Source organism: Streptomyces sp. NPDC058620 (assembly GCF_042717135.1).
Taxonomy (GTDB): Bacteria; Actinomycetota; Actinomycetes; order Streptomycetales; family Streptomycetaceae; genus Streptomyces.
The window spans coordinates 124,444-136,778 of sequence record NZ_JBHXQO010000005.1; the positions used below are offsets into that span (position 1 = coordinate 124,444).

Here is a 12,335-nt window from a genome sequence, read left to right on the forward strand (position 1 = left end):
GCCGTGAAGATCACGTCCAAGTTCATCGGGGCGATCACGGCGCTGCCCGTGTCCCGGCCCGCCGCCTCCACTCGTAGGCGCAGGTGCCGACACCCGCTTGCACGACTTGTAGAGAGTCCTTTAGCAAGGTCTGGATCTTGCGCCACGGCCTGCATATGTTCGTCGTCCCCCGCCGGGCTCCCCGCCCAGCGGCAGACGGCATAGGAGCCATATGCGGAACGCGCGATCCAGTAGGGCTGTATAGCCCCGAACACAGCGACGGCGCCCATGGAGCCACTAACTCCCGGACGCCGACCGCCTGACGGCACTCCCGCCCCGGCAAGGGCGGAGATTACCCACCTTTACCGCACCGGACCTTTCCTACGGGCACCCCGGCGCGGCTTGCACTACGGAGGAGAGTCTTACATGCCGCCTGCCCTGCGCAAAAGGCCGGTGTTCCTGGCCTGCGCGGCAGCCGCCCCCGCTCACCTGTCTCCCGCGTCGTCGACACGCATGCTCACGCGTCCCGTGATGGCGGTGTCCCGATGAGCGGGCAGGCACGTAAGTGGGCCTGGGAGACCAGTGCCAGCCGTGGCACGGCCCGCTTGGTGCTCCTGTCGATCGCCGACCGGATCCCCGACGAGCAGTGCGTCGCCTATTCGGGCCTCACCGAGCTGATGGAGCGGACGCACGCCAGCCGTAATGCCGTGCGCGGCGCCCTGACCTCACTGGTCGCGAGCGGCGACCTGGAGATATGCGCCGACTTCGAGGGCCCCCAGCACAGCACGGTGTACCGCATGCCGCGCCCCGCTGCCTGGCTGGCGAAGGTCGCGGCTGCCCAGAAGACCGACCCCAAGTTGCGCGTCGAGGACATCGAACCGCTGGCGGACACCGACCCCGCTCCCTCCCTGGAAGACCTCGACGAGGAGCGGCTGCGCAAGCACCGCATCTGCCGCAAGGCAGGGTCTAAATCGGACCCCCTTCGTCAGGACCTGACCGGGTCGAAATCTGCACCCCCTCGTCAGAATCTGACCCCTCCCCGGGTCAAAAACCGACCCCCTTCCGGGTCAGAAACTGACCCCCAGAACTGTAGTGAACCGAAGGTGAACCGTAAGTACAGCAGCAGTAGTGCTGCCGGTCTCACCTCCGCCGCAGACTGGCAGGTCGACGACGCGAGCCTGTCCTGGGCCCAGCAACAGGGACACCTCGACCGCCTCGGCGAACACGGCGTGCAGACAGCCGACGCGAAGTGGCGCCACCACCGAGCCGCTTGGGGCCCCCGCTCCGTCGCCGCCTGGGCTGCCGACTGGCGGTGCTGGATCGCCCGCGAGCACAGCCCCACACCGCAGCGCCCGAACCTCTACGCCCTGCCCGGCGGCACTTCCGCCCCGCAGGCCAGCATGACCCGCGCCGACGCGCACATGGCCGCCCTGCTCGCCGCCGTCGACGAACCGACTGGAACGGAGTAACTACCTTGAACCGCCGCGAAGTTGCTGCCGTACTCACCTACGTCGGCCGCATCGACCCCCGCCTCATCCGCACGGACGAGGGCGAGGCCCGATCCCAGCTCGACACCTGGTACGAGCTGCTCGGCAACGTGCCCATGACCACCGGCCAAGGGTGGGATGTGCGCGACATCGTCCGCAAGCGCGTCATCGTCTCCCCATACCCAATCCTCCCCGCCGACGTGGCCCGGGAATGGAACGCGCACTACCGCGATCGGCTGGGCCGCCATACCGATCCGACCCCGATGGCCGACCCGGATAATCCGGAAGCCTGGAGGGCGGAGCTTGTCGCGACCCGCGAGGCCGTCGTGACCGGCCGGATAGCGCCGGCGCCTCACCGCGGGGTCACCTCAGGGGAAGCCAGTCCCCGTCTGCAGGACATGCTCGACGCCGTCGGCTCCTACGTCCCGCCCACCGTAAGAGCCGAGCTGGCACCCTTCCGTCCGGCCCGCGCTGCCCGCGAAGCCGCCATCGCCGCAGGGGGCCCCGACCTCTTCAGCGTCCTGTGCGAGAGATGCCGAGCCGCGGTAGGCGAGCCCTGCCGCGAACGGAGCGGTGGCGGTGTCCGGAACCGGAACACCAAACCGCGCGTCGAGCCGCATCCGGGCCGCGTTGAGAGCGCCTTGGCCGCTCAGGCGCAGGCAGTACCCGCCTAACCCAGCCCTCGCCTCTCCATAAAAACGCTCCCCCCTCGCGTACTGCCCCCTGCCGTACCCCGAGCCCGCCTCGCCTCGCTCGCCCTCGGCGACCCCGCCACCACCGGTGCCGAGCGACCTGCGCCGGCCGAGGCAACTTCCGGAGACTGCCTTGCGCCACATCACCACCAACCACTCCCCGGCCCCGACCATCCGTGGCATCGCCGACCACAGCTGGCAGGCCCGGGGCCTGTGCCACAACATGCCGCCCAAGGTCATCGACGCGCTGTTCTTCCACACAGCCCGCGACCGCGCGGCCATTGCCGAGGCCAAGTCGATCTGCGGCCAGTGCCCGGTGAAGAAGGCGTGCTTCGACTACGCCCTCGGCAACGAGATCAGGCACGGCATGTGGGGCGGCCTCACCGAGGACGAGCGCCGCCCCTGGCACGCCAAGGTCAACAAGCGCCTGGACTACAGCCGGGTGAGGGCGGCCTTCGAAGGGCGCGACATCCACCTCAGCGACGCCGAACGCGAGGCCGTCACCCGCCACGCGTACGTCCGCGGCTGGAGCCCCGAGCGCCTCGCCTTCACGCTGCGGCTCGACCTGGACTGGGCGCGTGACCTGATGCGCAACGCCGCGCATGCTGTCGCCGACCGCGACCGCTACTGGGACCAGGACGACGAGACCGAGCCGACCGACGACGAAACGGCCGAGGACGAGGACGTAGCCGCGCCCGTGCAGGTGCCCCGCCAGGTTCAGACCCACTCCTTGATCGCCGCTCTCCGAAAGGCCGCATGACTCACCCCATCGCCATGTCTCTGCCCCTCGGTATTGATCCCGTTTATGCGGTCGCAGCTGTCGGGGTGCTCGCCTTGGTGCTGGCCGGATGGTCGATCCGACGCAACCGGACAAAGGCGGGCGCCCCGCGCGCCGGCACCCCCACGGTCTGGGTCGCCGCCCTCGCGGCGCTGGGCTGCACGGCATACAGCGCGGAGACCAGCTGGTTCTTCGCCGCTGACTACCTCGGCATGACCGACACGGTGCAACGGGCTGCCTTCTTCTCCACGGCCGAGCTGGCGCTGTTCGCGAACGCTCTGCTGGCCCGCCAGAACCTGCGCAATCAAGGCGCGCCCGGCGTTCCGGGCACCCTGGTCTGGGTGCTCACCGGGGTGCAGATCATCCCGGCGTACGCCGAATCAGGGCCGGTCGGCGGCACCGTGCGAGCGATCGTCGGTCCGGTCATGGCGGCCATGCTCTGGCATCTGGCCATGGGTATCGAGCTGCGGCTGCACAAGCCGGACGCCTCCTCGCAGGGGCTGCTGGCGACGCTCGGGCGCGAAGTGCGGGAACGTCTCCTCTCCCGCCTGGGTGTCGCCACGCGGAACCGCGATGCCGCCCAGATCACCAGGGAGCGCGCCACTGAGCGGGCAGGGGCCCTCGCGTCCCGGCTGTCCAAGATGCCGGAGAAGGATCGCACGAATCGTCACGGGCGCCGGATCGAACGGCGGCTCGAGACGGCCCTTTCACGATCCGGGGTCGGCACCGATCCTGACCAGCGTCGTGCGCTTCTGGAGCAGCTGGCCGCCCGCCGGCATGCCGCGGCCCTCGCCTCTGTCGCCCTGCCGTCCCCTTGGACTCAGCCATCGTGGGAGCAGGGCGACCACCGTGGGGACCGGTCCCCTCGCGCTGCGGCCCCGGAGACTCGGATGCCCCCCGAGGAACACGTGAGCCCGACGGGGACGGTCCCCGAGGCCGGTCCCCGAATCACGGCCTCGATCGGGGACCGCACTGTCGGGGACACGGCCGAGACGGGGACGGCGGCCGAGCCCGTGGGGGACGGTCCCCACGCCGTCCCCAACGGCAACGGGGACCGGGGGCACCTCGACGCCGAAGCGGGGACCGAGCCCGACAGGGACCGTCCCCAGACCGTCCCCAACGACAACGGGGACCGCATCGGTGAGCGCGACTCGCGTCTGCCCGGCCAGGGTGAAGAGGCGAAGGCGGAGGACCACGTCGTGGTCCCGGGGACCGGTGAGAGTGACGATGGCGCGGGCGGCAACGTCCACGAAGTCGCAGCGCAGAGGGGCGGTGGCCCGTCCCCGGCGGCCGTCCCCAATGACGACGAGGGCCGGGAGCACCCCGACGCCGAAACGGGGACCGAGCCCGACGGGGACCGTCCCCACACCGTCCCCAACGACAACGGGGACCGGGAACACCCCGACACCGAAACGGGGACCGAGCCCGACGGGGACCGTCCCCACACCGTCCCCCTGCGGCGCAAGCAGCCGCAGAAGGGCTCCCGAACCCATCCGGGAGTTGGGAAGGCCAAGCGTCCGCGGAACGGCCCCCGGCTGACCGTCGAGCAGATGGTCGAGCGGGTTCGTCCGCACGTGCCCGCGCTGCTGGAGCGGGACGGCAACGCGTCGGTCACCCGTCCCCAGCTGCGGGAGATCCTCCGCGCCCAGAACATCCAGGGCGGCCGGAACGACCGCCTGACGCCAGTCCTGCAGCGGCTGCGGGACGAGGCGGCCACCACCACGACAAGGAGCACGACCCGGTGAAGACCTGCCATCGGTTCGCCACCATCAAGTCCGGCTTTGAGCAGGACATCCAGTTCCTGCGCGGTCACTCCGAGCGTCACCAGGGATCGACGTCGGCGAAGACGAGCGCGAAGAACGCCTTCTCGGTGAAGCGGAACATGGCGCGGGCCTTGAACCGGCACCTCGACCGCTGTCCCGAGTGCGGCTGACACCTGCAAAGGAGCAGGTCACGCGCCTGCCTCCGTATTCCGCCGGGTGGCCCGGCCTCGGTCGGGCCACCCGCCCCCTGTGATGGAGGGATCGCCATTCCTGCCCGCAATCCGCGTACGCACACCCCGTCGACCGCCGAGGCCGGCGCCTGGGCGGAAGTGCTCGTACGGCACCAGCTCCTGCACACAGCCGTGCTGGCCCCCAACGGCCAGTGGCTCACCCAGGAACGCCCCGAGTCCCCAATCCGCGTCCTCGACGGCCCGGCCGCCATGGTCGAACTCGCCGCCGAGATCCAGCACCGCATCCGCACCACGAGGAACCGCACCCGATGACGAACCCGACGACACCCCCCACTCACGCGCACGGTGAGCCGGAAAGCAACTCGACCTCACCGCGAGCAAGTTGGTGCGAGAGTAGTACTCCCGTTGGGAGTACTACTCTCGCGTCCTCCGCCCCAGGGGCGGCGGAGGCGGTCCAGCGCCGGGGGGCGCCGGACCGAGGGGATGCGACCGAGGGCGGCCGACGTCCCCAGGAGGAGCAGACAGCCGCCCACCCGTGCCACAACCCGCACTGCACCTACCACGCGAGCGCGCCATCGAGCCAGCCGCCCGCGCGCAACCGCACGCCGAAGTCCAAGTCGAGCAAGCGCAAGCACCTGATCACCAGCCGCTTCAACGACGACGAGAAGCAGTCCGTCCTCGACGCCGCAGCCGCGTGCGCCATGACTCCGTCCGGCTTCCTCGCCCACGCAGCCCTCAGCGCCGCGCGCGACCTGACGCGCACGGCAGCCGAGATAGCCGGCGAACGCGAAATGATCGCCGAGCTGTTCAGCCTGCGGCGCCACCTCGGACAGATCGGCAACAACGTCAACCAGGTTGCCAAGACGTTCAATTCAGGCGGTGACGCCCCGCACGCCGAGGCGGTCCTCTCCGCCGTGCACCGTGCCGCTCGACGCGTGGACGCCTTCACCCAGCACTACCTGGACAGAGAGCGCCCGGCTGCATGATCCCCAAAGTCCACGACATGGGCACGGATACCCGCGGTCTGGTGGCCTACCTGTACGGTCCCGGCAGGGCCGAGGAGCACATCGATCCGCACCTCGTCGCCGCCTGGGACAGCCAGGCCCCCGACCCCGGCCGCGATCCGGAGGCAACGTACGGCGACCTGCAGCGCCTGCTCGACCAGCCCGTCATGGCGCTACCCGAGAGCGCCAGGCCCGCCGAGCACGTATGGCACTTGTCCGTACGCGCCGCGCCGGAGGATCCGATCCTCACCGACGAGCAGTGGGCGGATATCGCCCGCCGCATGGTTGCCGCCACCGGCATCGCCCCCGAAGGCGACGACGCCGCCTGCCGCTGGGCGGCCGTCCGCCACGCCGGCGATCACATCCACATCGTCGCCACCGTCGTACGCGAGGACGGCCGCCAGGCCCGCATCCGCCAGGACGGCGCCCGCTCCCAGACCGAAGCCCGAAAGGTCGAAATCGACTACGGTCTACGCCGGTTGAACGTCGGCGACGGAACCGCCGCCAAGCGCCCCACCAGCGCCGAACGCCACAAGGCTGACCGCCAGGGCAAGGAACGCACCCCCCGCGAGGAGCTGCGCGAGACCGTGCGCCGCGCCGCAGCCGGAGTCGCCAGCGAGGAGGAATTCTTCGACCGCTTGGCCGCCGCCGGCCTCCTGATCCGCCAACGCACCGCACCCTCTGGTGACCTGCTCGGCTACAAGGTCGCGTTGCCGGACGACCGCAACGAGGACCAGGAGCCGATCTACTATTCCGGCTCCACCCTCGCGCCCGACCTCTCCCTGCCCCGCATCCGCAAGCGGTGGTCCTCCGACGCCTCCGGTCACCGCAGCGACTCCGCCACGGACCGCTCTTCCGGCTCGCCCCGTATCAGCCCGTCGGCCGCTCGGCGGCAGGCGACGACAGCGGTCTGGCAGACCGTGCTGATCCTCGACCAGGGCGACGACGGACAGATCGCCGCGCACCTCGCCGCAGCCGGCGAGGTCCTCGACGCGCTCGCCAAGACATCGGCCGCGCACACCCGCCGTGAACTGCGAGATGCCGCATGGGCGTTCGAGCGGGCGACCCGCTCCCACGTCCAGGCCGAACGAGGCCACGACCGTGCCCTGCGTCAGGCTGCCCGCGATCTCGTCTACGGCGGTCCCGCACTCGGCCGCGGCGAGGACGGTGCCACCACCGCCATGCTCATCGACATGGCGTTCTTCCTGGTCAGCGCCGCCGCCCACTGGCACGGGAAGAAGGAGCACGCTCAGCAGGCCGCTGCTGCCCGCCAGGCCGCCGACCACCTGCGTGCCGCCTACCAGGCCGCCGCGCCGCTGCACCTCGGCGTGATGCACCAGCGCGGTCGCCGCCTGTCCCAACCCCTCCAGCGCAAGCAGGCCGCTTATCTCCGACGGGCGGTGCCGGAGCTGGCCGGGCAGGTTCTCGCCGAGCCCGGCTGGTACGCCCTGGCCGCCACCCTCGTCGACGTCGAGAACGCCGGCCACGACCCCGCCGCGCTCCTGGCGGAAGCCGTGGAACGGCGCGAGCTGGAGACCGCAGAATCGATCAGTGACGTGCTGGTTTGGCGGCTGCGGCGGATGGCGGACCTGCCCGCGGACGCCTCGACTGGGCCGGAGAGCGGTACGGCAAAGGCCGCATCGAAGGGACAGACGCGGAAGAAGGCGACGCCGCCGTCGCAGAACGCCTCGGCCAAGCGGAGTGGCACGAGAGAACCCCGGCGCTGAGCCCGCGCTTACAGCACCGAGGCGCACACCGCGATGACCGCGGTGGCGCCTGCGATGCACAGCATGACGGTGCGCGCCTCCGGCACCCGGCGATCCCGCAGTTCAGGCTGCGGATCGCGGGTGCCGGAGCACCGGCAGCCGGTCGCGTGCTCCATGACCGGCGACTCCAGCCAGTACTCGCCGCCCAGCTGCGTCGGGAACGTTGAAGAACCTGTGCTCTGGGCAACGCCCGTCCGCCCAAAACGGCACGTGCCGTAACCGATCTGGAATGAAAACAGAGTCCCACGCCCTGCGCGGAAGTGCCGTGCCGAAGTCCTCCGGTAAGTCGTCCGCGTTCAACATTTCTAGAGTTGCAGCAGGTCAGGGGATTGCGGCACTCTCCTCGTGCAGGCGAGACGAGAGAGATGGAGACGGCATGTTCCGACGCAACCGTGCGGACCGAGAATTCCGTGAAGCCCAGCGGGCCGGCCAGGCAGTGCTGGCGATGCACACCGAGCTGCCGCTGCCGGACTGCCCCGGCCCCCGCGCAGCGCCGGCACCTGCCGCGCCGGAGTCCACGGTGGTGCCCGACTTCCTGCCGACGGACTTCCGGGCGCCGTCCCGCCAGGACGTCTCGGGGTTCATGATGCGCTGGGACCTGCCGCTCGTCATCGACGGCGAAGTCCACCAGTGCCACTGCGGCGCGTACCGGAACTGGATCGTCTTCAACATGCGTGACGACTCGGTGTGGCTGCGCTGCGAGGCTGGCCACGAGGCCAAGGAGTCCCGCCTGGACACCGCCTGGTACAACCGCAACTCCGGTCCGGTCGACCACTTCCACCCCACCCTCGACGAGGGCCTGCGCCACCTCGGCCACTGAAGTCGCGAAACCCCTTCCCCCACCCCTGCGTTCGTCGGCGCCCGGAGGACCGACCTGGTCAGACCGTCCATCTCGCATCACAAGGGGTTTTCGCATGCACCGTTCCACCACGACCGCCCTCGCCCTGAGCGCCCTCACCGTCCTCGCCCTGACGGGCTGCTCCCGCAGTACCAAGCCCGCCGACGCCCCGGCCGCGTCCTCTGCACCCGCGTTCCGGGGCGATAACAGCGGCTCCGCGTCCGCGCCGCTCTCATCGGCCAAGCTGAACGAGCGGCTGCTGAACGAGAGCGACCTGGGCGAGGGCTACACCCGCAAGCCCCAGGCCGCTGACCAGCACGACGACGTCACCGTCATCGGCTGCCCGGCGCTGGAGAAGCTCGGCAGCGACGCGGCCACCGGGGCCACCCTTGACTTCACCCGCAAGGCGAAGGCGTCCTTCACCTACGTCGGCAGCACCAACTCCGAGGTGAGCGAGGAGCTGTACAGCGACAGCGCGACGAAGCTGTCCAACGGGATCGGGAGGGTCTTCAACGCGATGGTCTCCTGCCCGTCCTACCAGGTGGCGTCGGGCAGCACTGTCATCGACATGGGCACGGAGAAGACGGCCGCGCCGGACCTCGGCGACGAGCAGTGGAGCCAGCTGCTCACCTACTCCGCCGGCGGGCAGCGCAGCGTCGTCAAGCAGACGGCGATCCGCTCCGGCAACGTCCTGGTGATCGTCTCCGGCTCGCCGGGCCTCGTGGACGCCCACCTGGACAAGGCGCTCACCAAGGCCCGCACCGCACACTGACCCGCTCCACCGTCCGCAACCCCGGTGTCCGGGCCTGTCCGTCCGACAGGCCCGGACACCGAGGTTGCGGCTTATGAGCCGATCAGCCCGCCAGGCGCAGTTCGCCGGGCTCGTAGCGCAGTTGGAATGTCTGCGCGTGGTCCCCGTCCATCCAGTACAGGGTCATGGTCGAGAGCATGCTTCTTTTCACATACCGGGTTCGTGAGGGCATTCCTTCGTCCTGTTCGACGATCCAGGATTCCACCCGTTCCGGCAGGCTGAACCTCAACGCGTATACATCAGGGTGCTCGGCCGAGCGCAGTTCCCAGACGGGATGCGAAGCCGACTGAGGCAGTCGCCGCACGCGCACGGCGTGCGTGGGGTGTTCTCTCGCGTAATTCACGAACCCGTACAGGTCATTCGACGCCAGCCCCAGAACGAACGGTGCTGCGGGAAAGGCCAGCACAAGACCCAACGTGGACCGGCTGTGCAGCGCCTGGGCGAGTTCATCGAGCGGCTCGCGGAATTGATCGGGCAGGTATGCGTCCTCGGCGTACATATCCAGCAGTGGGCCGCGAAGGTACGCGCGTATCTGGTGCACCTTCGGCCTCTCGCCCGCGGGCGCGGCGTCGAGCGCTGCGTGAATCGTGTCGGCCGCGATCCGGACAAGGTCCCGCAGTACGGCGAAGTCCGGAGCGGAGAGGTCGATCAGGGATATCTGATGGGCCAGCGCGTAGTCCTGGGCTTCTTTGCTGAAGCCCGACGTGGAGAAGATCGCGTAGTTGTAGCGGTACCGCGTCCTCGGCCGGCCCGTACCCGCGGCGGTGAGCGTAGTGGTCTCGCCTTCGTTCACGTCGTGAATCACGCCGTGACCGTTGCGCACGGTCGGCAGACCTACGCGCGTCGAGGTCAGATACTTCGCCTCGACGAACAGGCGGACGGGCAGCGAGAACGGCGGGACGTACCGGAACTGCCCGAGCGCGTCGACCTGGTGCCACGCCCCACGCCCACGGACCAGCAAGCCATTCTTGTCCTCTTTAAGGACCTTCCAAGGCTCTTTGTCCTTATCGTCGTCGGCCGTGAGCACTTCGAAGCCGCTGGATCGCAGCAACCAGGCCAGCACCTCCTCCAGGAGGTAGCCGCGCAGTGGTCCTTTGCCTATCAGTTTGACTGCCACGGGAGCGATCCTATTCAGGGCCCGGGTCCTGGATTCACGGCGCCGCCTCCCCGACACGGGTACGGCGAAGGCCCGGTGGTTCCACCCCCGAGGGGAGAGTGGAACCACCGGGCCTGGAGGGGCGGGGCATCACCCCATGTATCCCGTTCTTCGGCCGCCCGCGATCGTCGTCAGCTGCGGTGGACGACGGTGAGGCGGTCCTCCGAGCCCTCGGGCAGCCTCCGGCGTGGCACCGGGCCGGGTGCCGCGAGCGAGGAGGCGAAGGCGGCGACCAGCTCGTGCGGGGCGCTCGCGCTGAAGCTCGCACACCACAGGTACGGCGCTCCCAGCATGGGTTCCGCCCATGCCTGCCACCCCAGAAGGTCGTCCCGGGGGTCGGCGTCGTGGATGAGCGGCGGAAGCATCTCGAGCGAGACGCTGGCGGAGAAGCCGGGGTCCGTCGCGGTCGTGCGGGGGCGGTCCATGTCGCGCAGCCAGCCCCGCGCGCCGAGCGCGGTGAGCACCGACTCGGCGCCCTCGAACCCGGCATCGGGTGTGGCGCAGGCGTCGAGTGCGAGCAGGAGGTCGGCGAGGGCTTCGTGCGGGACGCCGGCAGTGAAGTAGGCGTTCCACTCGGTCATCGCCGAGGCGGCGTGGGGACGGGCCGACAACTGCCAGGCCACCGGGAGTCCGCCCAGCTCGAAGGGGTAGGCGGCGAGGATCCACTCGGCGCCGCGCAGTCCGTCCGGGCTCACGTAGAGCAGGGTGTTGCGGGAGGTTGGCCACATGCGCCAGCCGAGGCCGGTCAGGGTGTCACCGATCCGCTCGGCAAGGGCTCCGTCATCGCCGGCCAGGTGGCGCGGGGTGACCCAGTACAGCGGGTCCGGCGAGTCGGGGTGGGAGGGCTCGATGGGGTGGTGCGGGTGCAGGGGCGCCTCCGTAAGCTCGGGGATGAATCACTGGCCGGTGTTCGGCCCGGTCGCGCCGCGTCGGCGGCGCCGGGGTGCCTCGACCGGCTCCTGCCAGGTCAGAGCCACAGCCACCGCAGGCGGCAGGGGGCCGAACTGCTCGGCCTCCTCGGACTCGGCGATGTAGACCATCGACCGGCCGCGCTCGTCGACCGTATTGTGCACAGCGCCCAGGCGGTGGGCCATGGGGAAGAAGGGGTTGATGGCGAGCCGGACAGGCGTGTCGCGGTCGCAGGCGGACAGCAGGTCGAGGATGTCGCCGACGGTCATTTCGGGCGAGTGCGGGTCCAAGGCGTTCTCCTAGCGGTGGCGGACAGGGCCGCGAGAGCAGAGGCAGCGTACGCGTCGCGTACGGAGGGAAGGGGACAGGTCACAGGCGCCGGGAGGTGGCCATGATCCGGGCCACGACAGCGGCGACGATCTCCGCCGGCGTGTCCGTACCGAAGGCCATCCGGTACCCCGGCACATCCGCGGTACCGGTGACGGCGATCACCCAGCCCTCGCCCGTCACCCAGTCCTCGTCGGCGCCGCCGGGCCGGCCGTCGGGGAAGTAGCCGAGATAGAACCGGCCGTCGCGCGAGCTGACGTGCACATCGGCCCGGTCATCCACGATGTGGGTGAAGTCTGCGTCCGTGAACTGGTCGATCACCTCCATCGGCTGGCCGGCACCCAACTTCCAGGAGCGGAGCCGCAGGGCCGCGACCGTCGTGGCGAATCCAGGTTGCGCCGCATTCAATGCCACAACATCACCTCTCTGACCTGGGGTTTTCCGGGAAGGTCGTTTAGGTTGACATGCCGTGGCAGCGTCCACCAGTCCTTTGGGCGATCTTCCTCGTCTGCCACGGGCGAACTTGTCCGTTGACATCGAACCCGGTCGCTTTGCCATCGAACCGAGCCCTGCGGGGAGGTCTCGGCCTGGGCTTCCTGTAATGCAGTACCTGTGAGGCCATGCGTGCTGGATG

General features: G+C 69.9%; 15 protein-coding genes. 10 read left to right on the plus strand and 5 right to left on the minus strand.

Going from position 1 to position 12,335, the window contains the following annotated elements; translation table 11 throughout:
• The first annotated feature begins 524 nt into the window (after nucleotides 1–524).
• The 8 genes from ACFWSK_RS08120 (at nucleotide 525) to ACFWSK_RS08155 (ending at nucleotide 7,621) form a co-directional block, all read left to right on the plus strand.
• Nucleotides 525–1,448, plus strand: coding sequence for a helix-turn-helix domain-containing protein (locus ACFWSK_RS08120; protein WP_383783043.1), 924 nt, complete (start codon nucleotides 525–527; stop codon nucleotides 1,446–1,448).
• 5 nt (nucleotides 1,449–1,453) lie between these two features.
• Nucleotides 1,454–2,140: a hypothetical protein gene (locus ACFWSK_RS08125; RefSeq protein WP_383783044.1), complete on the plus strand. Its 687-nt coding sequence runs from the start codon at nucleotides 1,454–1,456 to the stop codon at nucleotides 2,138–2,140.
• A gap of 151 nt (nucleotides 2,141–2,291) precedes the next feature.
• Entirely contained in the window at nucleotides 2,292–2,918 is a 627-nt protein-coding gene (locus ACFWSK_RS08130) for a WhiB family transcriptional regulator (protein WP_383783045.1), read from the plus strand.
• A 14-nt stretch (nucleotides 2,919–2,932) separates the two neighbouring features.
• Nucleotides 2,933–4,681, plus strand: coding sequence for a hypothetical protein (locus ACFWSK_RS08135; RefSeq protein ID WP_383783046.1), 1,749 nt, complete (start codon nucleotides 2,933–2,935; stop codon nucleotides 4,679–4,681).
• Complete coding sequence (locus ACFWSK_RS08140; RefSeq protein ID WP_383783047.1) at nucleotides 4,678–4,869, plus strand: hypothetical protein; 192 nt, start codon at nucleotides 4,678–4,680, stop codon at nucleotides 4,867–4,869. The genes ACFWSK_RS08135 and ACFWSK_RS08140 overlap by 4 nt, the downstream gene beginning before the upstream one ends.
• 159 nt (nucleotides 4,870–5,028) lie before the next feature.
• Entirely contained in the window at nucleotides 5,029–5,202 is a 174-nt protein-coding gene (locus ACFWSK_RS08145) for a hypothetical protein (RefSeq protein ID WP_383783048.1), read from the plus strand.
• A 323-nt stretch (nucleotides 5,203–5,525) separates the two neighbouring features.
• A complete protein-coding gene (locus ACFWSK_RS08150; RefSeq protein ID WP_383783154.1) occupies nucleotides 5,526–5,876 on the plus strand; it encodes a plasmid mobilization protein in 351 nt (116 codons plus the stop codon).
• Nucleotides 5,873–7,621 carry a relaxase/mobilization nuclease domain-containing protein gene (locus ACFWSK_RS08155; RefSeq protein ID WP_383783049.1) on the plus strand — a complete coding sequence of 583 codons (1,749 nt, stop codon included), beginning with the start codon at nucleotides 5,873–5,875 and terminating at the stop codon, nucleotides 7,619–7,621. Before ACFWSK_RS08150 ends, ACFWSK_RS08155 begins: the two co-directional genes overlap by 4 nt.
• A gap of 8 nt (nucleotides 7,622–7,629) precedes the next feature.
• Here ACFWSK_RS08155 and ACFWSK_RS08160 read toward each other — a convergent pair whose 3' ends face one another.
• Complete coding sequence (locus ACFWSK_RS08160) at nucleotides 7,630–7,776, minus strand: hypothetical protein (RefSeq protein WP_383783050.1); 147 nt, start codon at nucleotides 7,774–7,776, stop codon at nucleotides 7,630–7,632.
• 260 nt (nucleotides 7,777–8,036) lie between these two features.
• Between ACFWSK_RS08160 and ACFWSK_RS08165 the strand changes: the two genes are divergently transcribed.
• Both ACFWSK_RS08165 and ACFWSK_RS08170 read left to right on the plus strand, forming a co-directional pair.
• On the plus strand, nucleotides 8,037–8,480 hold the full coding sequence (locus tag ACFWSK_RS08165) for a hypothetical protein (RefSeq protein ID WP_383783051.1): 444 nt from the start codon (nucleotides 8,037–8,039) through the stop codon (nucleotides 8,478–8,480).
• 94 nt (nucleotides 8,481–8,574) lie between these two features.
• Complete coding sequence (locus ACFWSK_RS08170) at nucleotides 8,575–9,270, plus strand: hypothetical protein (RefSeq protein WP_383783052.1); 696 nt, start codon at nucleotides 8,575–8,577, stop codon at nucleotides 9,268–9,270.
• 82 nt (nucleotides 9,271–9,352) lie between these two features.
• On the opposite strand, the gene ACFWSK_RS08175 is transcribed toward ACFWSK_RS08170, so the two are convergent.
• The 4 genes from ACFWSK_RS08175 to ACFWSK_RS08190 form a co-directional block, all read right to left on the minus strand.
• Nucleotides 9,353–10,426 (minus strand): hypothetical protein, encoded by a 1,074-nt coding sequence (locus ACFWSK_RS08175; RefSeq protein WP_383783053.1) that lies wholly within the window; start codon nucleotides 10,424–10,426, stop codon nucleotides 9,353–9,355.
• 170 nt (nucleotides 10,427–10,596) lie between these two features.
• Entirely contained in the window at nucleotides 10,597–11,283 is a 687-nt protein-coding gene (locus ACFWSK_RS08180) for a DUF317 domain-containing protein (RefSeq protein WP_097242927.1), read from the minus strand.
• A 78-nt stretch (nucleotides 11,284–11,361) separates the two neighbouring features.
• Nucleotides 11,362–11,643, minus strand: a complete 282-nt coding sequence (locus ACFWSK_RS08185) for a hypothetical protein (protein ID WP_097242928.1) — start codon at nucleotides 11,641–11,643, stop codon at nucleotides 11,362–11,364.
• A 100-nt stretch (nucleotides 11,644–11,743) separates the two neighbouring features.
• Entirely contained in the window at nucleotides 11,744–12,115 is a 372-nt protein-coding gene (locus ACFWSK_RS08190) for a DUF317 domain-containing protein (protein WP_383783054.1), read from the minus strand.
• Nucleotides 12,116–12,335: the final 220 nt, after the last annotated feature.